Origin of the sequence: Rhodoferax lithotrophicus (assembly GCF_019973615.1) — a bacterium.
Taxonomy (GTDB): domain Bacteria; phylum Pseudomonadota; class Gammaproteobacteria; order Burkholderiales; family Burkholderiaceae_C; genus Rhodoferax; species Rhodoferax lithotrophicus.
Genome location: NZ_AP024238.1, coordinates 1,709,168 through 1,729,675 on the forward strand (window position 1 = coordinate 1,709,168; position 20,508 = coordinate 1,729,675).

A 20,508-nucleotide genomic window follows, 5' to 3' on the forward strand; every position below is an offset into this window, starting at 1 on the left:
TGTCCAGATAGATAACACCTAGATAAGAGATTCCTATGATTGACAAACTCAGCTTGATCGCGGTTTACCCTGAATTAATTTTGCTCTTGATGGGGTGTGTGATTGCATTGTTTGACCTCAGTGTCAAAAGTCGCAGTCGCACGGCAACCTATGTGGTTACCATGTTGACACTGGCGGTTGTGGCAGCTCTTCAGGCAAGTTATGCAAGTACCGGGCAGACCATTTATGCGTTTGGACATATGGTTGTCAGTGATGTGATGGGAAATTGGCTGAAGTGTTTTGCCACATTGGCCATGATGGTGACATTGGTTTATGGCCGTCCTTATGCAGCAGATCGGGACATGTTGCGCGGTGGGGAGATGTTTGTGCTTAGCATCTTCTCGCTGCTTGGTATGTTTGTCATGATCTCTGGCAACAATTTTCTAGTGATCTATATGGGTGTTGAGTTACTGACACTCTCAAGTTATGCCTTGGTTGCTCTAAGGCGTGATCACACCCAGTCCATTGAGGCTGCCATGAAGTATTTTGTGCTGGGTGCTTTGGCTTCAGGTTTCCTGCTCTACGGTATATCCATGATTTATGGCGCAACTGGCTCGCTTGATTTGCAGGAGGTTTTGAAAGCGGTCACTTCTGGGCAGATTAAGCATCAAGTGCTGGTATTTGGCTTGGTGTTTTTGGTTGCTGGTCTGGCCTTCAAATTGGGTGTTGTACCTTTCCACATGTGGATACCTGATGTGTATCAAGGTTCGCCAACAGCGGTCACACTCATGATTGGTGGCGCGCCCAAATTGGCAGCTTTTGCTGTCACCGTTCGTATCTTGGTTGAAGGTCTTACACCACTGGCGTTTGACTGGCAACAAATGTTGATGTTGTTGGCAATAGCTTCGCTTGCGATTGGTAATTTTGCGGCCATTGCGCAAACTAATATCAAACGCATGTTGGCCTTCTCGACGATCTCGCACATGGGTTTTGTTTTGATTGGCATGATGTCTGGCTTGGTGAATGGGCATGCTGGCGCAGCAGGTGGTGCGTACAGTTCATCCATGTTTTACGTGATCTCTTACGTTTTGACAACCTTGGCCAGTTTTGGAGTCATTCTTTTGTTGGCTCGCAATGGATTTGAGAGTGAAGAAATTTCAGATTTTGCGGGTCTGAATCAACGCAGCCCTTTTTATGCCGGTGTGATGGCGCTTTGCTTGTTTTCTTTGGCTGGCATTCCGCCCATGATTGGTTTTTATGCCAAGCTCGCTGTTTTGCAAGCCTTGATTGCGTCTGGTGGAACTCTGCATCTGGCCTTGGCGGTCTTTGCGGTCATGATGTCTTTGGTCGGGGCGTTCTATTACTTGCGTGTGGTCAAGGTCATGTATTTTGATGCCCCCACTTGTTCTGGCGAAGTGACCGCACCTTTCGAGGTGCACGCCGTTTTGTCCATGAATGGTGCTTTACTTCTGGTTTTGGGTTTATTACCAGGTGGACTGATGGCCTTGTGTGCCAGTGCCATCAAACAAATGCTGACCAGTTGAGTTGACTTGCTGGCTCGAATGGATGATTTACCCAATGGCGTTGCATCTTGCACGGGTTTATTTGAAGAAAAAGTAGACAGCCAAGAGCTCTTCAAAGGTCACTTTCTTCACGCGTTTCGAGACACGGTGCGCTTGCCAAGTTCTGCTTTGGCCAAGCGTGAATATGTGGTGCATCCCGGTGCCGTCATGATCATCCCTTTGATGGATGGTAACGATGGTGATCTTCAAATTGTGCTCGAGCGGCAGTTTCGGTATCCCATTGGTCAAGTCATGATCGAATTTCCTGCCGGAAAACTCGATCCTGGTGAAGACTGTTTTCACTGTGCTCAACGCGAGTTGCTGGAGGAAACTGGTTATTCAGCCACCCACTGGGCTCGTGCGGGTGTGTTACATCCAGTTATTGCGTATTCCACAGAATTCATTGATATCTGGTTTGCTCGTGGTTTAACAGCGGGAAAACAGAAGCTCGATGACGGTGAGTTTTTAGATGTTTTCACGACGACATCAACTCAACTGCTTCAATGGTGTGCTCAAGGGCAAATCACTGATGGCAAAACTCTCACGGGTGCGTTGTGGTTGCAAAACGTGCTTTCAGGTGCATGGACGCTGGACTGGCAAGAGGTTTCTTGATCATGAATCTTTTGCATAACATGATGAGCAGCCAGGCTTTCAGCTGATTGTCTGGAGAGTGATCCCTAGAATCTTCGGTGTCAAAGAACTACCGGAGACTTGCATGACCCATGCCCCCCTTGCTGCCCTGTATACCTACACCCTGGAAAATGCAGGTGCCGCTTCTCAAAATCTTGCTGATTTTGTTCAGGCCTATTTTGATAAAACAGATCCAGACGAGCTGCAAGAACGTGGATCACCCAAGCTTCTGGCACTTGCCAATGCGCATCGCCGTTTACTGAATGCTGAACCAGATGCCCATGGTGTGAGAATTCGGGTCTACAACCCCACGCTTGCAGAAGATGGTTTTGTCAGTGAACACACCATCATTCAAATCGTCCATGAAGACATGCCTTTTTTGGTTGATTCGGTCACCATGGTTGTGAATCGAAGTGGTCGTGTCGCTCACTGGATTGTTCACCCTTTGCTGGCTGTTGAGCGGAATACCGAAGGTCGCGTCATCCGGGTGGCCACAGCCCAGCATAAAGAAAGCAGCTCCCACGCCATTTCATCCTTGATTTTGCTGGAGTGTGACCGGATTTTGAGTCCCGCAGATCGTGAGCAACTGGTATCTGATCTATCCAGTGTCTTGTGTGACGTGCGTGCGTCTGTCGCCGATTGGGGCCTCATGCTGCAACATCTTCAAACCGTTCGAAATGCTGCAGCAGGGGTTGGGCTATCAACCACGGGGCAAACCGAAGGAATCAATTTTCTTGGGTGGCTTGAGGATCAACACTTTACCTTCTTGGGGGCACGTGATTACACCCTGGCACACGAGCAAGATGGCATCAGCCTGATTGCGGTACCGGATTCCGGCTTGGGGATATTGCGTGGTGAACCCAAAACACCGGTCAGCCGCTTACTGTCAGATGCTATGGCGTTTGTCGATTCAGATCAGTTGGTATTGGTTACCAAAGCCATGACACGTTCAACAGTGCATCGACCTTCATGGTTGGATTGTCTTATCGTGAAACGATTTGATGCAGATGGGCGGCTTGTAGGTGAGTCACGATTCTTAGGTCTTTATACCTCCAAGGCCTATGCTGCGCTGGTGAGTGACATACCGCTGATCAGGCAACGTGCTGCTGATGTTATGGCGGCAGTGGATGTCTTGCCGGAGAGCCATGCAGCCAAATCATTGCAATCCATTCTGTATGCCTATCCCCGTGACGAGTTGTTTCAGATTGAGACGGCCACATTACTGGAGCATGCACTGGGTATTTTGCGTCTGCAAGAAAGTCAGCGACCTCGTATATTTTTGCGGCGTGACCCTTTTGGTCGTTTTACATCGGTACAAGTGTTTGTCCCACGTGATCGCTACAACACCGAGTTACGGATCAAGATTGGCGAAGAACTCAGCCGTGCGTTTGATGGCCTCTCGATCGAGTTCACACCGATGCTGACGGACAGTCCACTGGCACGTATCCATTATTTGATTCGAGCCCGTCAGCAGGCACCCAAAAATGTCGATGTTTCGATGCTGGAACTGCGCATTGCACAACTCGCTCAACGTTGGGAAGACGACTGCAAGCAAGCATTGGTTCAGGTGCACGGTGAAAGCCAGGGTCTGACTTTGGCCACACGTTTTGCCAAGGGATTTCCGACGGCCTATCAAGAAGTGTTTCCCGGGCCCATGGCGGCAGACGATGTGCAAGTGTTGTCTGAGTTATCTGCCGACATGCCCATGGCTGTTCGACTCTACCGTCCGCTTGACAGTACGCCCGGGTTGGTGCGTTTCAAAATTTTCAGCCGTGCCAAGGTGGCACTATCAGACTCTTTGCCCGTGCTTGAGCGCATGGGTGTACGTGTGCTGGATGAACATCCGTATGGTGTGGTGGACAGTGCAGATAGGGCACGAGCTACTGAATGCTGGATACATGACCTTGGCCTGCAGCTGGCCACATCGGTTGAATTCTCGGAAATTCGCCAACGCTTTGAGGTTTTGTTTGTGCAGGCATGGCGAAAAGAATGTGACAGCGACGACCTCAACAAGTTGGTTCTTGTCAGCACGCTGGATGCCCGCGCCATAGCCGTGTTAAGAGCCTATACAAGGTACTTCAAGCAACTGGATTTCCCTTACAGCACGAGTTATCTGGAAGACACGTTGGTCAAAAATGCAAGCCTTGCGCAAGCCTTGTACCAGTTGTTTGCAGCGCGTTTTGATCCAGACAAACAGTTAGACAGCACCGCCTCACAAACCAGTCTGAACACTTGGATTGACACCCAACTCAGTGCGGTGGCCAGCTTGGAAGAAGATCGTATCTTGCGTCAATACCACCGGGCTATTCTGGCCACGGTGCGTACCAATGTGTGGCAAATGGCTGCTGCGGGCGGTTACAAGTCCTACATGAGCTTCAAATTCCATTCCCGCGAGGTGCCGGGTATGCCAGAGCCCAAACCATTGTTTGAAATTTGGGTGTACTCCCCGCGTGTTGAGGCTATTCACTTGCGCATTGACAAGGTTGCGCGTGGTGGGCTTCGTTGGTCGGATCGGCGTGAGGATTTCCGTACGGAAATTTTGGGCTTGGTCAAGGCTCAGCAAGTTAAAAACACAGTGATTGTCCCGGTTGGCTCAAAAGGTGGATTTGTCCTGAAAAATCCCCCCCCGACCGGTGACCGAGAGGCCTTTATGGCCGAAGGTATTGCTTGCTATAAATTGCTTTTGTCTGGCATGTTGGACTTGACCGACAACCTGGTTCATGGTCAGGTTGTTGCACCACAAAACGTGGTGCGCCATGATGAAGATGACCCCTACTTGGTGGTGGCGGCCGACAAAGGAACTGCAAGTTTTTCAGATATTGCCAACAGTGTTTCTGCTGAATATGGTTTTTGGTTGGGTGATGCCTTTGCATCAGGCGGTTCCGTGGGTTACGACCATAAAAAAATGGGCATCACAGCACGTGGCGCCTGGGAGTCGGCCAAACGGCATTTCAGGGCCTTGTCGCACAACATCCAGACCACGCCCTTCACGGTTGTGGGTATTGGTGACATGTCGGGTGATGTGTTTGGCAATGGCATGTTGTTGTCCAAACATATTCAATTGGTAGCGGCGTTTGACCATCGACACATCTTCATTGACCCAACCCCCGATGTTTCACGCAGTTTCGCTGAGCGTCAACGCCTGTTTGATTTGCCACGTTCCAGCTGGGATGACTTTGACCGTGGTGTCCTCTCGCAAGGCGGTGGTATTTACGCCCGCTCGGCCAAGTCCATCAGCTTGTCCAAGATGGCACGCGAGGCCTTGGGAATAGAGGCACAGGAACTATCACCCAGTGATTTGTTGCATGCTATTTTGCAAGCCCCGGTGGACTTGATCTATAACGGCGGCATTGGCACCTATGTCAAATCGACCTCCGAGAGCCATCTTCAAGTGGGTGACAAGGCCGGTGATACCTTTCGCGTCAACGGTCAACAATTGCGCTGCAAAGTGTTGGTGGAAGGCGGCAACCTGGGTTGCACCCAGTTGGGCCGCATCGAATACGCACAAAACGGTGGTTTGATTTACACCGATGCCATCGACAACTCGGCCGGGGTGGATTGCTCTGATCACGAAGTCAATATCAAGATATTGCTTGATCGCGTGGTTGAGGCTGGGGATCTGACGCTCAAGCAGCGCAATGAGCTGCTGGCTTCCATGACCGAAGAGGTTGGTCATTTGGTGTTGGCTGACAACTATTACCAGACTCAGGCTTTGGATGTGGCCAACCATCGCCCCCTGTACTTTCTGGCTGGACAGCAGCGCTTGATGCAATGGCTCGAAGGTGCTGGTCGACTGAATCGCAAGATTGAGTTTTTACCCACGGACGAAGAAATTGCCCGCAGACGTGCACACCAGCTCGGCCTGACTGCACCCGAAGGTGCCGTGGTTCTGGCCTATGCCAAGATGTCGGTGTTTGATGATTTGTTGGCCAGCAATTTGCCTGACGACCCCTATTTCACCCGGGTTCTCAAAGCCTATTTCCCCAAGGCGCTGACCGAGCGGTTTGCGTCCGCCATTGATCAGCACCCTCTCAAGCGCGAAATTATTGCCACCTTTGTGGCCAACACGGTGGTGAACCGAACCGGGGCCACCTTTGTCAATTTCCTGGCCGCAGAAGCGGGTGCGACGGTCGCTGATGTGGTGCGCGCCTATACCTTGGCGCGTGAAATTTTTGATCTCGAAGCTTTGTGGGATCAGATCGACGCATTGGATGGCAGTGTGGCCAGCAGTTTGCAGCTCGATTTGTTGTGCAAACTCATTGCCATTGCACAACGTGCGTCACGCTGGATGCTGCGCGCACGCTCCAAATCGTCAGACTTGCCTACCTTGATGGCACGTTATCAGCCCGGTGCGCGTGAACTCAGGGCAAATTTGCCCCAATGGCTACCCACCCGTGCAACTGAACAATGGGCTCAGGCCACACAAAAGTTGGTGCAGGCTGGTGTTGATGCTGATTTGGCTGAAAATTTGAGTGCCCTGGAGTTCATTTTCCCGGCGCTGTACCTGGTTGACCTTACGGAACAAGCCGAGACTACATTGGCCCAAGCCGCGCGAGTCTATTTTGGTGTGGAAAACGTGCTTGCCTTAGGGGCATGGCGTGCCCAAATCGCCCGCTTGCCCACCGACACGCTCTGGCAAACCCAAGCCAGAGGCAGTGCCCGTGAAGACGTGTACGCCATAGCCAACCAGATCAGCCAAAGTGTGTTGATGCGTTTTGAGAGTGTGGATGCCTGGGCGGAGTTTCACGCGCCAAGCATAGAGCGGTTGTCCCGTTTATTGCAAACCATCACCACGCAAGTGGCTGACCTGGCACCAGTGTCGGTGGCTCTGCGTGAACTGCGCCACCTGGTGTGAGTGATGCGCCGCCCCACCATGGGGCGGCTGGTTTCAGGCGCTCAGGTTGAGGATACGGCCGGTCGTTTGCCCCTGCGTGTTGAGTACCGGGGTCGAACTTGGGCTGGTGTTCAGGGTCATGCCGCGCTTGGCAATCACTGCGCTGTAAAGCCCATTAACCCACTCTTGCGTCTTGATGGCCGCCGCCGCTTGGCCTGATTGAAGGCGTGATGTGTAAGTGGGGTCCGACTGATTGGCTTGCTTGAGTTGGCGGTTCAGGCTGCGCACCTTTTCATTTGAATTTTGAGTCTGAGACTCTGCCTGCGCAACCTGTTGACGCAGGCTCTCCTCATTGGCCTGGGCTTGCTCTGCTTGACGGCGCGCGGCTTCCAGCTGATTGCGAATCAAGCTGGTTCTCTGCGACGGGGTCGCACTGTTGGTGGCAGCAAGGGCAGCCATGGTATGAACGGGAAAAACGGAAACCGATACAAACTCAGGCCGTCACGTTCAACAGCCGGCCCGTCGTTTGCCCCTGGGTGTTGATCACCGGAGTGCTGGCGGGGGGCGTGGCTTTCTTGACTTCAGGCGCTTGATTTTGTGCCTGCAGGTCAGCTTGTTGCTCGGCTTGTTGAATTTGCGTGGGCCGTTGTGTTGCCTGAACGGACGATGCGCTGGATGTGGAAACGTTCATAAGAAGCTCCTTTCAGGGTGCATTCGGAGTTTACGAGCCTTGCGCCCGTGATTCAAGTCTTTCATCCATAAGGTTTTGGGAAGCTTCAAACTACTCATGAGCTGAATTGCAAGGCTGCCAGACCGGCATAAAGTCCTCCCGCCGCAAGCAACTGTGCATGTGTGCCCAGCTCAACCACCTAGCCATGTTCCAGCACCACAATACAGTCCGCCTTTTGCACGGTGGCCAGCCGGTGTGCAATCACCAGCGTGGTGCGCCCGCGCATGGCCGATTCCAGCGCCGCCTGCACCATACGCTCGCTCTCGGCATCCAGCGCACTGGTGGCCTCGTCCAGCAATAACAGGGGTGGATTTTTCAGCATGGCGCGCGCGATGGCCAGGCGCTGACGCTGCCCACCGGACAGGCGCACACCACGCTCGCCCAAAAAGGTGTCATACCCTTGGGGCAGTGCGCGGATGAACTCGTCGGCAAATGCCGCTTGGGCGGCAGCCTGCACCTCTGCGTCGCTGGCATCCGGGCGACCATAGCGGATGTTCTCCCTGGCGCTGCTGGAGAAAATCACCGCATCCTGGGGCACGATGCCAATCTGCCCACGCAAGTCGTGTAATGACAGTGTCTGTGATGGCGCACCATTCAGCAGAATCTGGCCACTCTGTGCCTCATAGAAGCGCAGCAGCAGCTGAAAAACAGTACTTTTTCCTGCGCCACTGGGGCCGACCAGCGCCACGGTTTGTCCTGGCTTGACCTTCAGACTGAAATGTTGCAGGGCCAACTGGTTTGGGCGAGAGGGGTAGTGAAACCTCAAATTGTCAAATTCAATAGCGCTTCCCGCTTGAGGAATAAGGGCTGGAGCCGGATTTTTGGGTGAAGTAATAGGGGATTGACTGGACAGCAGTTCCATCAGCCGTTCCGTGGCACCGGCAGCACGCAACAAGTCGCCATAAACCTCACCCAGCACGGCAAACGCGCTGGCCAGAATGATCACGTACACCACCGTTTGCCCCAGATGCCCGGCGCTGATGCGCCCGGCCAGCACCGCTTGTGTGCCTTGGTACAAACCCCACAACAAGGCTGCCGAGGTGGCGATGATGATGAACGCGACCAGCACCGAACGCGCCTTGCTGCGGCGCACCGCCACCTCAAAAGCCGTGTCCGTGGCCTGCTGGAAGCGCACCGCCTCACGCACCTCCGCCGTGTAGCTTTGCACCACGGCAATCCCGTTGAGCACCTCTGCGGCGATCGCGCTTGAATCAGCGGCACGATCCTGGCTACTGCGGGAGAGCTTGCGCACCCGTTTGCCAAACCACAGTGCGGGCAACACCACCAGCACCAGCACGCCCAGCACTTGCACCATCACCATCGGGTTGGTCCAAACCAGCACAGCCAACGCGCCGGTGCCCATCACCAGATTACGCAGCCCCATACTCAGTGACGAACCCACCACGGTTTGCACCAGGGTGGTGTCCACAGACAGGCGTGACAGCACTTCGCCGGTCTGGGTGGTTTCAAAAAACTCGGGACTTTGTTGCAGCACGTGGCTGTACACCGCGCAGCGCAAATCGGCGCTGATGCGTTCACCCAGCCAGCTCACCATGTAAAAACGTGCGGCGGATGACAGCCCCAAGGCCACCGCCACCGCAAACAAAACCAGGAAATGTTCGCGCAGCATCATTACCTGAGCTCCCTTGTCGGCGGGCGACAAGCCAGCATCTATCAGCTGACGCAGCGCCAGGGGAAACGCCAGGGTTGCCATCGCTGCGGTGACCAGAAACAGCAGTGCCAGCCCGATGCGCCAGCGATAAGGTCGCAAAAAGGGCCACAAACCAGACAGGGATTGAGTTTGACGTTGGGGCATGGTAGGCATGGGGCTGGGTGCTCAGGAACAGATGATTGGCCAGTGTATATGAATAAAATTGGCCTCCAGCGCTTGATGGTATTGCGCAGATAGCTATTAAATAGCTAGCAAATTCCTAGAGCCGCAAAGGGCTGCTGTAGCCAGTCATTTCCAGGTAGCCGTGGCCAATCACCTGGTGTTGGGCATCCCGCAGCTCGCTCAAGCCTTCCCAATAGATGGCTCCGGTGGAGGCCTGGCTATCCAACTCCTGGTTGTCGATGACGGCTTTCACAACGTAGGCCACGCTGCTTGGGCTGCGACCATGCAGGCGCACCACCACCGACCATTCCACTGGGTAGGTACTGCCGCTGGCAGGGCTTTTCCAGACACGCCCTGGTGTAAACACCACGTCTTGCGGGCCCAGTACCAGGGGATGGCTCTGGTCGATGGTGCGAAATGACCCGCCCGCCCATAATGTTTCACCGCTTGCACTGCGCAAACGGAACGCGATGAGTGCGCTGCCATCAATCAAATTCATGCCCACCCAATCCCAGCCCACGGCTTGGGGGGGCATCAGCGACTGACTCCATTCGTGGTCTAGCCAGGCGCGGCCCTGCACCTGAAAGGTTTGCCCTGCCAGGTGTAATTGACCGCTAGCGCTCAACTGCGGCAGGCTGTAATACAAGCTGGCCTGTTCTTCTTGTGGCCCCTTGCGCGACCAGCCCTGATCTCCTTGCAGTAACAGTGCCTGGGTTTCGTGCAGCCTCAGCTGAAATGAAAAATCTGTGCCACTGGCCTGTGCCAGGTAAGTGCTGGCCTCATGTTGAAGGTGCCAAGAACCGATGTTGACATGGGTGTCCGCGGTGCTGGCTTCGGCCAGATCCAGACCGGGGGTGCCCGAAGCGCGGGCCAGACGCTGGCTGTGCAACAGGCGAAGGCCCGCCACATCCGTCACGGCGGCATGGGCAAAAATCAGCTGTTTGGCGGCAAATGCGGAGCGCATGCCCTGCGTTTGTGGCACACGCGAGCGAAAAAACGTCAACTGAAAACCAAATTGGCGTGACCCGGCCAGCAGCTGGCCAGTCAGATACCACCACTCGATGGCATGGTCCGGGTGACTGCCCAGGTCACGCGGAAACGTCAAGGCGGCTCGGTTGGAGGCCCCCAGCGTATCCAACCACCAAGACCAGGCCAGACCCAGTGACAGACACTGCCGCCGATTCATTCAGGGGAACCTTGTCGCGGGAAGCTCCCGCAGGCATGGGGTGGGACAGTGCCCGACATGTTCAATCCAGTGCCTGGATTTGCCCCTGCAGCCGCGCGTAGGCAGGAGCACAGTCGCCGATGTGCTGCGCCACCCAGGCCGCATCAAAATAGCTGCCCAGATAACGCTCACCGGCATCACACAGCAGCGACAAAATACTGCCTTGTTCACCCCGCTGGCGCATCTCGCAGGCCAGGTTCAACATACTCACAAAGTTGGTGCCGGTGGAGGGCCCCACCTTGCGTCCGAGCAAACTGCTGAGCAACTGCATGGCGGCCACGGAATCGGTGTTGCTCACCGTCATCATGCGATCCACCAGCGTGCGGATAAAACTGGCCTCCACGCGCGGGCGGCCAATGCCTTCAATGCGGGAGCCCGGCCCGGTCAGCGTGGCATCTCCGGTGCGGTGGTAGTCGCCAAACACCGAGCCTTCGGGGTCGGCCACACACACCTGGGTGGTGTGGCGCTGGTAGCGCACAAAACGGCCAATGGTGGCACTGGTGCCGCCCGTGCCTGCCCCCACCACCACCCAGCGCGGCACCGGAAAACGCTCCCGCGCCATCTGGCTGAACATGCTCTGGGCAATGTTGTTGTTGCCGCGCCAGTCGGTCGCGCGTTCTGCGTAGGTGAACTGGTCCATGTAATGGCCGCCGGTCTGCTGGGCCAGAGTTCGTGCCTCGTCATACACCGCCGATGCACTGTCCACCAAATGGCATTGCCCGCCATAAAAGGCAATCTGGGCAATTTTTTCATGCGAGGTGCTGCGTGGCATGACCGCAATAAACGGCAAGCCCAGCAGTCGGGCAAAGTAGGCCTCACTCACCGCCGTGGAGCCGCTGGAGGATTCCACCACGGTTGAGCCCTCATGTATCCAGCCGTTGCACAGGCTGTAGAGAAACAGTGAGCGTGCCAGCCGGTGTTTCAGGCTGCCGGTCGGGTGGGTCGACTCGTCTTTCAGGTACAGGTCAATCCCCGCGCTGGCAAAACCGGGCAAGGGCAGCGGGATCAGATGGGTGTCGGCACTGCGCTGGTAGTCGGCTTCAATGCGGGAAATGGCGCTGTGTAACCAGTTCATGCGTCTTTGCTATAAAAGTAGTAGCTTTATACGCTTGTTGAATAATCGCTACAGGTCAAAATCACTTCAAACTTCCAGACAGGAACTGAGCCAGCCGCACACTCTTGGGGCTCCCCAAGACCTGCTTGGGATGGCCTTCTTCCTCAATCAGCCCTTTGTGCAAAAAGATCAGGTGGTTGGACACCTCGCGGGCAAAACCCATCTCATGTGTCACCACCACCATGGTGCGGCCTTCCAGGGCCAGGTTTTTCATGACCTTGAGCACCTCGGACACCAGCTCGGGGTCAAGTGCGCTGGTGGGTTCGTCAAACAGCATCACCTCGGGTTCCATCGCCAAGGCGCGGGCAATGGCCACACGCTGCTGCTGGCCACCACTCAAGTGCGCCGGATAAGCATCTTCCTTGCCTTCCAGGCCGACTTTGGCGAGGTATTTGCGGGCAATTTCAATCGCCTGGTCACGCGGCACACCCATCACATGCACCGGGGCTTCAATGATGTTTTGTAGCACCGTCATGTGGGCCCACAGGTTGAAATGCTGGAACACCATAGCCAGTTTGGTGCGCAGGCGTGCCAATTGTTTGGGGTTGGCGGCGTGTAATTCGCCGTTTTTTCCGGGGCTCAGGTGCAACTCTTCACCCGCCACGTTGATGCGGCCCTGGTGCGGTTTTTCAAGCATATTGATGCAGCGCAAAAACGTGCTTTTGCCCGAGCCCGAGCTGCCAATGATGCTGATCACATCCCCCGCATGGGCGGTGAGTGAGACCCCTTTGAGCACCTCATTGGAGCCAAAACGCTTGTGGATGTTTTCAACCTGCAGTTTGAGTGGGGTGGTGGTCATGAAAATGGTTGCCTGAAAAATCTGCGGGCTTACGCACCCAGTAATTCGCCACTGCGAAACGCTTCTGAACCGGCAATTTTGCCGAGCTCGCCACCTGTGGTGATGTAGCGGTCGCGAATACGCGCATAAAAAAGTCCAGCCACACCGGCTGTGACACGGTGTACCTGGTTGGCAATCGGGTCAATGACCTCGGCCACCAAGTCGCCCACCTGCACCTGCTGGCCCACTTGCGCGGTAAAGACCACGATGCCAGGGGCCGGGGCATGGAGTGTTTCGGAGCCCGCCAGTGGGGTGGCCTGACATCGGGGAGCGGGCACTTCGGGCACTTGTGGGCAAGCCAGGGCACCCACGAACTGCAGCCAATTCAGAATGGCCTGGGCATCGGTTTGCGCCAAGGCGTGGCTCACATCCAGCTCACCACGCAGTTCAATGGTGGTGCTACAGCAGCCTTGTGGCAGGGGCACCTCCAACCCGCGGGCTTTCAAGCGCTCGGCCAGTTGCCACCAAGCCCCGGATAGGCATTCGTCAATTGGCCGATTGCCTGAGTTTTTGGCCAGCAAAATGGTTTGCGCCCCCAAAAAATGGGCCAAGGGAGCCAGCTGCGGCCAGCAGGCTTCTTCGGTATAGAAGTGCAACACACCTTCGCAGTCACAGTGCAGGTCGAGCATGTAATCAGCGTCATGCGCCAGAGTCAGCAGGTTGCGGCGCAGGCTTTGTAATTCGGTTTCGGGCTTCCATTGGCTCAGCACCTGGCCAATGGCCTGGCGTATGGTCAGCACGTTGGCCGTTGCGTCTTGCCCCAGTTGATCACGGACCAAGGGTTCTACCGCTGCGGCCAGATCCGGGTAATGGCGATTGAAGTTTTCCGAGGTGTCCAGCTCAAAACGCCCCATCGGTTTATGGTCGAGCCGTTGCGCCAGACCAATCGGATTGGCCACCGGCACCAGCACAACATGCCCCTGGATTTGTCCAGCGGTTTCTGCAGCCTCCAACAAAGCACGCAAATGGTGCGCCGCCAGCATGCCGGGCAATTCTTCGGCGTGTAAGCTGGCCTGGATGTAAATTTTGGGGCCACTGCCCGCTGTTCCAAAGTGAAAGCTGCTCAGGGTTTTATGGCTACCCAGGCTGGCACAGAGCAGGGGGTGATCAATGCGTTGCATAGTGTTTAGCGCTCAAGTTTCAGTCTTTGCGCGGGGCCAGGTACGCCAGCAGGCGACCTTCGGCCACGCGGAACAGACCAATCAAACAAAATGAAGCCGTCAGGTAAATAGCGGCTGCAGCCAGATAAGCCTCAAAGGGCAGGTAATAGGTGGCGTAAATCCGGCTGGCGGCCGAAGTCACATCCAGCATATTGGGCACTGCACTGGCCAGGCTGGTGGCGTGCAGCATCATCACCACTTCATTGCTGTAAGCTGGCAGAGTGCGGCGCATGGCACTGGGCAACACCACCCGCAGCATGGTCTGGAAGCGGTTCATGCCATAAGCGTGGGCAGCTTCAATCTCACCCGCACTGGTTTCGCGGATCGCTCCGGCCAGCATTTCGGCGGTGTAGCCGGCGGTGTTCAGGCTGAAGGCCAGCAGGGCACAGAAGAAGGGTTCCTTGAAATAAGTCCAGGGCCAGACCGCATCCCAGCGTGCCTGAATCCACTCCAGCTGGCCCAGACCGTAATAAATCAGGTAGACCTGAATCAGCAGCGGTGTGCCACGAATCACAAAGGTGTAAGCCCCCACCAGCCAGCGGGCCACAGCCCAGGGGCCGGTGAGCAACAAAGCAAAAATCAGCGCCAGCACGGCACCTACCGCCAGTGAAGAAAACAGCAGCCACAGCGTGATGACAATGCCGTTGCCAAACAAGGCCAGGTTGTCTGGCTCAAAAATAACGGCCCATTCCATTACAGCTGCCCCCGCTTTGTTCCCAGGCTATAGCGGGCGTTGACTTTTTTGAGCGCGTACAGACTGACCGAGGAGTAAATCAGGAACAGCGCGCCGGTGAACAGGAAAAACACAAACGGCGAGCGTGTGGCCGCGCTGGCCTGTTTGGCCAGATAAGTCATCTCTTGCAGGCCAATCAGGCTCACCAGGGCGGTGGCTTTGATCAGCACCAGCCAGTTGTTGGTAAAGCCGGGCAGGGCATAACGCACCATTTGTGGCAGGGTGATACGCACAAAGGTTTGTGTGCGCCCCATGCCAAAGGCCCAGGCGGCTTCCATCTGGCCTTTGGGAATACTCAAAATGGCGCCACGAAAAGTCTCGGTCATGTACGCACCGTAAATGAAGCCAATGGTGATGACCCCGGCCGCAAAGGGCTCGATGTCAATGGTGGCCTCAGACCCCATTTTTTCCAGCAGGGTGTTGATGCCAATGGTGCCACCGTAAAACACCAGCAGCATCAATACCAGATCGGGGATGCCGCGAATGATGGTGGTGTAAAACGTGCCCAGTGCCACCAGCACCGGACGGCCAGACAACTTGGCAGCAGCTCCCAGCAGACCCAGCAGGATGGCCACCAGCAACGCCCCCAGCGACACGCCCACCGTCAGCAGCGAGCCATGCAAAATTACCAGCAGATAAGACTGAATGTTGGAGGTCATAGGGGGAGGGTGTTGAGCCACTTTGGCAGCCTGTGCCAAAGTGGACTCGGGTTAGGCTGGCTTACTTGCCGTAAACGTCAAACTTGAAGTACTTGTCGTTGATGGCTTTGTATTTGCCGTTGGCGCGGATGGCCTTGATGGCGGCGCTGATTTCTTTCTTCAGCTCGCCCTGGCCTTTGCGCAGGGCCACGCCAGCGCCGGTACCAAAGTATTTGGGAATGTAGAGCTCGTCACCTTTGAGTTCATAGGCTTCGCCACCGGGTTTGCCCAAAAAGCCGCCACCCACTTCCAGAATGTCGGCCACGGTGCCGTCCAGACGGCCAGCCTTGATGTCCAGATAGACCTGGTCTTGTGCGTCGTAAGACACCACTTCCACACCCTTGGTCTTGAGTTCACCCAAGGCGTATTTTTCTTGTGTGGAGGCTTTCAGCACGCCAATTTTTTTGCCTTTGATCGAGGCCGGGCCGGTGTATTTCACGTCTTTCTTGAGCACCACGCGGCTGGGGGTGTTGTAGTACTTGTCGGTGAAGTCGACCTGTTTCAGGCGCTCTTCGGTGATCGACATCGAGCTGATGATCACATCGTATTTCTTGGCCATCAGGCCGGGAATCATGCCGTCCCAGGCTTGTTCGACAAACACGCAGTTGCGTTTGATTTGTTCGCACAGTGCGCTGGCAATGTCCACGTCAAAGCCGGTGGGCTTGCCGTCGGCGGTTTTGAAGGTAAAGGGTTCGTAGGTGGGATCGATGGCCACTTTGAGGTCTTTGCCTTCGGCAAAGGCGCTGGCGCACAGGGCGCTAATGGCAGTAGCTAACAAGAGTTTTTTCATTGAGCAACTTTCTCAAAAAGCCAAGAAGGTATCCCGGCGGGTTAATAAAAAATTAAAAACTGATTCTACGGTCTGGCCACCGTGCTCCAGGGGTAGGTTTCTACTAACTTACCTAGGCCAATTGGGTTGTGCTACAAGCAAAAAAAGTGCCATCTGTATGCGGATCAAGACCATCGCACCAAGGACGGTCGATGAGGGTGCTCCGCTCACCAATCTTCCTTGACGGCCAGCACCGCGTTTTGACTGGCCGCCGCGCGGGCTGATACCCAGGCGGTGAGTGTGCCCGCCAGCACCACGGCCACACACAGGCCCAGCAAACGCAGCCAGGGCAGCATCAGCTCCATCGTCCAGTGAAAGCTTTGCGGGTTGACCACATGCACCAGCACCGCGGACACCACCAGCCCCAGGCCCAGTCCGGCCAGTGCACCCAGCAGCGTCCAGGCCGCACCCTCCAGGGCGACCACCGTCAAAATCTGCCTGCGCGTCAAACCCAGGTGGGCCAGCAGGCCAAATTCTTTGCGCCGGGCCAGCACCTGGGCGCTGAAACTGGCGGCGATGCCAAACAAGCCAATCGCAATCGCCACCGCCTGCAACCAGTAGGTGACGGCAAAACTGCGGTCAAAAATACGCAAAGTGGTGGCGCGAATCTGCAGCGGCGTGCCAAAGTCCATCAAGTCAGCGGCGGAGCCTGAGGTGCCTTGCGCCAGCTCGCGCAAGGCTTGCTGCACCGGCGCAGCGTCTTGCGGGTGATCCAGCCACAACGCCAGATCATTGGCGCGCTGATCCCCGGTGAGCTGCACAAAGGCGCGGCGATCCATCGCAATCGCCCCACTTTGGCGGGCGTAATCGCGCCATACGCCTGCTACAAAAAAAGGTGCTGCTTGCGCTTGTGTATCAAGCGCTAGAGGCCTGAAAGCCTTAATAAGTTGAGGGAACGGCTGGCCCAACTGTGCACCATGCAAATCCACCACCGCTTCACTCACATAAATGCCAATCTGCCCGGCAGGCACTGGCAGCGCGTTACCCACCAGCGGCAGGCTTTGAGCCGGGTTGGTGAGTTCACGCGCCATCAGCGCCACCGGTGGCAAGCCGGGGTTGAGCAACAGCGCCACTTGGCGTTGGGCTTGCAACTGTTTCACGCCCGCCAGTTGGGCGGCGGCCTGCACAAATTCGGGGCTGAAATACACCGTGTCGGCCGCGCTCAGACTGGCCGCGCTGCGCACATACAAGTCAGCGGGCAACACCTGATCCAGCCACTGGGTCACCGATTCCCTGAAGCTGGCCACCATCACGGTGAGCGCCACCGCCAAGCTGAGTGAAGCCACCACACCACTCACCGCCACCGCCGCTGTCTCGCGCTGGTGCCGCGCCCGCGCTACCGCCAGCAAGGGCAAGGTCTGGTGTGCCACCCAGGGAGCCAGCTTGCCCAGCAGCACATTGATCAGCCAGGGCAGGGCGGTGATGCCGCCCACCAACAGCAGACCAACCGACAGGTAGGCTGCCACAGGGAGACCATAAATGGCTGGAGCGCCCGTTAATAAAGCGCTAGCAGCTATCAAAAACAGACTCAACCAATGACTGTGCCGAGTCGCGGCCAGGTTGCCCAAGCCTTTGAGGGTGTGTGCTGGCGGCAGGGCTTGGGCCGCGCGTGCTGGCCACCAGCCGCCCACCAGTGCGGCAGCCACACCCATGGCGGCGTAGGTCAAGGCAGCCCCGGCGCTGAACTGCAGTTGGGGCGCCGCCCCGGCAAAAAAACCGCCGCCCAAATCACCGCCCATTAGTTTCAGGGCCAGTGCGGCCAGTGCCGTGCCCAAGGCCACGCCACAGGCGCTGCCCACCAGCCCCAGCGCCAGCGATTCCCACAACACCAGCTGCAGGCGTTCGCGCCCGCTCAGGCCCAGCACACCCAGCAGCGCAAACTGCTGCGCCCGCTTGGCCACACTGAGTGATAGCACCGAAAACACCAGAAACGCCCCGGTGAACAAGGCAATCAAGGCCAGTACCGTCAGGTTCACCCGGTAGGCGCGTGACAGGTTGTCAATTTGCGACTGTGCATCACCCGGCACGGCTACGGTGACGTTGTTTGGCCAGTCGGGCAGGCTGTGCAGGGCCTGGATGAAAGCATCGCGGTTCACGCCCGCTTGCAGACGCAGGTCGATGCGGCTGAGCTGGCCTTGTTTGCCAAACAGCTCTTGCGCCGCGCCAATGTCCATCACCGCTAGCGGCCGTCCGCCAGCGCGCACGGTACCAGCGACCTTGACCGGCAGCAACGCCACGCCACTTTGCAGTTGCAGGTGGGGTGATTCAAGTGGTGTGGCCTGGCCGGTTGGGGCTTGGGTTGGGCTGGTGTTTGGCGTGGCCAGCTGCGCTTGTGCCGCCGGGTTCAAAAACACCTGGCCGGGGGCAAACAGCGCGTAGCGATCTGGCGGTGCTTGGCCTGCCTGCGGGGTGGGCAGGGGCAGGACATCCGGGGCGACCCAGGCTACCGTCAGTGCGTCCACGCCCATCACTTGCAGGCTGCGTTTGCCCTCGGTGGTGACCATGTAGGTGCCGATTTCCAGCACCGGCGAGGCCAGCGCCACCTCGGGCAGGCGGGCCACGCGGGCAAACAGGGCCTCGTCAAACTGGCCTTGCACGCCGCGCAACTCCAGGTCTGGCTGGCCGCCGACCGAGCGTGCCGCCTGCGAAAACTCATCGAGCGCACTGGCGTTGATCAGATGCACCGAAAACGCCAGCGCCACGCCCAGCATCACCGCCACCACCGCCGCCGCATTGCGCCACGGGTGGTGTTTGAGCTCTTGCCAGGAGAAGGTTTTCAGCAGGTCAAGCATGGGGTGGCCAATCAGGCTGGCAGTGCCAGCACCTCACCCCGCCAATCGTCCGCATGCTTTTCGGCCACCAGCAGGAAATGACCGGTGCCGGGTGTGCGTACCACCTGCTGCCCGCCGGGAGCCCAAAACGCACTTTGGCCTGCCGACACATAGCTGCCAGATGGACCGCCATGGTTGGCCATGAGCACGCCCATGTTCAGCTGACGGGCGACCTGCGCCAGGCGGGCGGCATCCGCCACGTAGCCGCCTTCAGACACCAGCACACTGGCCAGGTAGAGCGATGCGCCGCTGTCTGCGGCGGCTTGGGCGTGGACGGCGTGTGAGGTGTCGGCGCAAATGGCCAGGGCATAGGACTCATCACGCAGGGCGTGGCGCTGGCAACCCGCACGGCCTGGGCTGGCGTAGCGCTCTTCGCTGGCGTGTAAATGTTGTTTGGCATACACCGAGCTGCTGCCGTCCGGGAAAAACGTGAAGGCGGCAATGCAGGGCGCAGCCTGCTCGTCCTGCATAAAGGGCGCACCCAGCACCACCGTCATACCGGTTTGCTGCACCAGTGCCCGAATCGGGGCCAAGCGCGGGTCATCGGGCTGCAGCAGGACATCACGCAAAAGTGGCAGCTCGTAGCCGCAGAGCGACAACTCCGGGAACACCAGCAGCGCCACCCCGGCCTGATGGGCGGCGTTGATGAAGCGGGTGTGGATCAGCATATTGGCGGTGATATCTCCAGCCACCGAGGTGGACTGGGCAGCGGCGATGCGCAGCGGTGGAGAGGTGTCTGATTGCATGTGTATTTGTATTTGTAATGGGGTGCGTTGATACGCTCAGTCCTTGTAGCCCACTTCCTTTTGGTGGCGTACAGCCAGAATCATGACGGCATCATCCTCAAAGTGATACAGGATGACGTAACCACTGTGACCAAAGTCAATCAGCCACTCACGAAACTCAGGGGACATCTCTTCGGTAGGTCGCCCCATGCCTGGCTGCAGTGCCAGAACTTTGACACCTTCGCGGATCGTTTTGACGGCTTTTTTTGCAGCATCTGAACTTTGAACGGCCAGGAAGCGATAGAGGCGCTGCACATCCTGCAACGCAGGCGGTGACCAGATCAGACGTGGCATTCAGGCGGTTCCACGTCCTGCCCTGCTTCCAGCTTGTCCAGCCAGGCATCGGCTTCTTGGCTGGTGACATGCAAGCCGTTAGCTTGGTAGGCTTTCCATGCGTTGATGCCGTCTTGCCGATAAGCCTGGCGCTTTTCTTCGCGTTCCACATATTGGCTGATGGCTTCGCGCATCAGCCAGTGAGAGGTGCGCTGACGCGCATCAGCCAGACGCTGCACCCGCTCGCGGGTGTCCAGATCAATCTTGATGGTCATGGGGCGAGTGGCTGTGGTGGTCATGCGGAACTCCTGTGGGATGACAAGGTATTACCTTATCACACTATGACTCATCCGGCTGTCTCCTGTCACCAAGAGCCACGCGCAATTTCGTTGCAAAACCGATGCTCAATCTGAAAATCTATAATGTTTGTGCAAGCCAATAACTCGAACCACC

Annotated in this window: 16 protein-coding genes and 1 pseudogene; 3 read left to right on the forward strand and 14 right to left on the reverse strand. The window is 56.8% G+C overall.

Annotated features, from left to right (window positions below; translation table 11 throughout):
- Positions 1 to 35 precede the first annotated feature (35 nt).
- The 3 genes from nuoN to LDN84_RS07915 all read left to right on the forward strand — a co-directional run bounded on the left by nuoN (position 36) and on the right by LDN84_RS07915 (position 7,026).
- A complete protein-coding gene (nuoN, locus tag LDN84_RS07905) occupies positions 36 to 1,523 on the forward strand; it encodes an NADH-quinone oxidoreductase subunit NuoN (RefSeq protein ID WP_223910820.1) in 1,488 nt (495 codons plus the stop codon).
- A gap of 18 nt (positions 1,524 to 1,541) precedes the next feature.
- Complete coding sequence (locus tag LDN84_RS07910; RefSeq protein ID WP_223910823.1) at positions 1,542 to 2,153, forward strand: NUDIX domain-containing protein; 612 nt, start codon at positions 1,542 to 1,544, stop codon at positions 2,151 to 2,153.
- Positions 2,154 to 2,256: 103 nt separating this feature from the next.
- Positions 2,257 to 7,026 (forward strand): NAD-glutamate dehydrogenase, encoded by a 4,770-nt coding sequence (locus LDN84_RS07915; protein WP_223910826.1) that lies wholly within the window; start codon positions 2,257 to 2,259, stop codon positions 7,024 to 7,026.
- Positions 7,027 to 7,059: 33 nt separating this feature from the next.
- On the opposite strand, the gene LDN84_RS07920 is transcribed toward LDN84_RS07915, so the two are convergent.
- From LDN84_RS07920 to LDN84_RS07985, 14 genes and pseudogenes are all read right to left on the reverse strand, one after another.
- Positions 7,060 to 7,464, reverse strand: coding sequence for a hypothetical protein (locus LDN84_RS07920; protein ID WP_223910828.1), 405 nt, complete (start codon positions 7,462 to 7,464; stop codon positions 7,060 to 7,062).
- 34 nt (positions 7,465 to 7,498) lie between these two features.
- A complete protein-coding gene (locus LDN84_RS07925) occupies positions 7,499 to 7,696 on the reverse strand; it encodes a hypothetical protein (RefSeq protein ID WP_223910830.1) in 198 nt (65 codons plus the stop codon).
- Positions 7,697 to 7,790: 94 nt separating this feature from the next.
- Positions 7,791 to 9,560 (reverse strand): annotated as a pseudogene (locus LDN84_RS07930) (ABC transporter transmembrane domain-containing protein).
- Between the two features lie 106 nt (positions 9,561 to 9,666).
- Positions 9,667 to 10,755: a lipocalin-like domain-containing protein gene (locus LDN84_RS07935; RefSeq protein ID WP_223910832.1), complete on the reverse strand. Its 1,089-nt coding sequence runs from the start codon at positions 10,753 to 10,755 to the stop codon at positions 9,667 to 9,669.
- Between the two features lie 61 nt (positions 10,756 to 10,816).
- Complete coding sequence (locus tag LDN84_RS07940; protein WP_223910835.1) at positions 10,817 to 11,869, reverse strand: PLP-dependent cysteine synthase family protein; 1,053 nt, start codon at positions 11,867 to 11,869, stop codon at positions 10,817 to 10,819.
- Between the two features lie 61 nt (positions 11,870 to 11,930).
- A complete protein-coding gene (locus LDN84_RS07945) occupies positions 11,931 to 12,707 on the reverse strand; it encodes an ABC transporter ATP-binding protein (RefSeq protein WP_223910838.1) in 777 nt (258 codons plus the stop codon).
- Positions 12,708 to 12,736: 29 nt separating this feature from the next.
- Positions 12,737 to 13,867, reverse strand: coding sequence for a M14 family metallopeptidase (locus LDN84_RS07950; protein WP_223910841.1), 1,131 nt, complete (start codon positions 13,865 to 13,867; stop codon positions 12,737 to 12,739).
- Positions 13,868 to 13,886: 19 nt separating this feature from the next.
- Positions 13,887 to 14,600, reverse strand: coding sequence for an ABC transporter permease (locus LDN84_RS07955; protein ID WP_223910844.1), 714 nt, complete (start codon positions 14,598 to 14,600; stop codon positions 13,887 to 13,889).
- A complete protein-coding gene (locus tag LDN84_RS07960) occupies positions 14,600 to 15,298 on the reverse strand; it encodes an ABC transporter permease (RefSeq protein ID WP_223910847.1) in 699 nt (232 codons plus the stop codon). The genes LDN84_RS07955 and LDN84_RS07960 overlap by 1 nt, the downstream gene beginning before the upstream one ends.
- A gap of 61 nt (positions 15,299 to 15,359) precedes the next feature.
- Positions 15,360 to 16,127, reverse strand: a complete 768-nt coding sequence (gene aotJ / locus LDN84_RS07965; protein ID WP_223910850.1) for an L-arginine-binding protein AotJ — start codon at positions 16,125 to 16,127, stop codon at positions 15,360 to 15,362.
- 206 nt (positions 16,128 to 16,333) lie between these two features.
- Positions 16,334 to 18,958 (reverse strand): FtsX-like permease family protein, encoded by a 2,625-nt coding sequence (locus LDN84_RS07970; protein WP_223910853.1) that lies wholly within the window; start codon positions 18,956 to 18,958, stop codon positions 16,334 to 16,336.
- 11 nt (positions 18,959 to 18,969) lie between these two features.
- Positions 18,970 to 19,743, reverse strand: a complete 774-nt coding sequence (locus tag LDN84_RS07975; protein ID WP_223910856.1) for a carbon-nitrogen hydrolase family protein — start codon at positions 19,741 to 19,743, stop codon at positions 18,970 to 18,972.
- A gap of 36 nt (positions 19,744 to 19,779) precedes the next feature.
- A complete protein-coding gene (locus LDN84_RS07980; protein ID WP_223910858.1) occupies positions 19,780 to 20,076 on the reverse strand; it encodes a type II toxin-antitoxin system RelE/ParE family toxin in 297 nt (98 codons plus the stop codon).
- Positions 20,064 to 20,354, reverse strand: a complete 291-nt coding sequence (locus LDN84_RS07985) for a CopG family ribbon-helix-helix protein (RefSeq protein ID WP_223910861.1) — start codon at positions 20,352 to 20,354, stop codon at positions 20,064 to 20,066. Before LDN84_RS07985 ends, LDN84_RS07980 begins: the two co-directional genes overlap by 13 nt.
- Between the last annotated feature and the right edge of the window lie 154 nt (positions 20,355 to 20,508).

Bases quoted from the DNA above. Each gene is read 5' to 3' on its own strand.
- nuoN (WP_223910820.1), top strand. From the start codon at position 36: ATGATTGACAAACTCAGCTTGATCGCGGTTTACCCTGAATTAATTTTG.
- LDN84_RS07910 (WP_223910823.1), top strand. From the start codon at position 1,542: ATGGATGATTTACCCAATGGCGTTGCATCTTGCACGGGTTTATTTGAA.
- LDN84_RS07915 (WP_223910826.1), top strand. From the start codon at position 2,257: ATGACCCATGCCCCCCTTGCTGCCCTGTATACCTACACCCTGGAAAAT.
- LDN84_RS07920 (WP_223910828.1), bottom strand. From the start codon at position 7,464: ATGGCTGCCCTTGCTGCCACCAACAGTGCGACCCCGTCGCAGAGAACC.
- LDN84_RS07925 (WP_223910830.1), bottom strand. From the start codon at position 7,696: ATGAACGTTTCCACATCCAGCGCATCGTCCGTTCAGGCAACACAACGG.
- LDN84_RS07935 (WP_223910832.1), bottom strand. From the start codon at position 10,755: ATGAATCGGCGGCAGTGTCTGTCACTGGGTCTGGCCTGGTCTTGGTGG.
- LDN84_RS07940 (WP_223910835.1), bottom strand. From the start codon at position 11,869: ATGAACTGGTTACACAGCGCCATTTCCCGCATTGAAGCCGACTACCAG.
- LDN84_RS07945 (WP_223910838.1), bottom strand. From the start codon at position 12,707: ATGACCACCACCCCACTCAAACTGCAGGTTGAAAACATCCACAAGCGT.
- LDN84_RS07950 (WP_223910841.1), bottom strand. From the start codon at position 13,867: ATGCAACGCATTGATCACCCCCTGCTCTGTGCCAGCCTGGGTAGCCAT.
- LDN84_RS07955 (WP_223910844.1), bottom strand. From the start codon at position 14,600: ATGGAATGGGCCGTTATTTTTGAGCCAGACAACCTGGCCTTGTTTGGC.
- LDN84_RS07960 (WP_223910847.1), bottom strand. From the start codon at position 15,298: ATGACCTCCAACATTCAGTCTTATCTGCTGGTAATTTTGCATGGCTCG.
- aotJ (WP_223910850.1), bottom strand. From the start codon at position 16,127: ATGAAAAAACTCTTGTTAGCTACTGCCATTAGCGCCCTGTGCGCCAGC.
- LDN84_RS07970 (WP_223910853.1), bottom strand. From the start codon at position 18,958: ATGCTTGACCTGCTGAAAACCTTCTCCTGGCAAGAGCTCAAACACCAC.
- LDN84_RS07975 (WP_223910856.1), bottom strand. From the start codon at position 19,743: ATGCAATCAGACACCTCTCCACCGCTGCGCATCGCCGCTGCCCAGTCC.
- LDN84_RS07980 (WP_223910858.1), bottom strand. From the start codon at position 20,076: ATGCCACGTCTGATCTGGTCACCGCCTGCGTTGCAGGATGTGCAGCGC.
- LDN84_RS07985 (WP_223910861.1), bottom strand. From the start codon at position 20,354: ATGACCACCACAGCCACTCGCCCCATGACCATCAAGATTGATCTGGAC.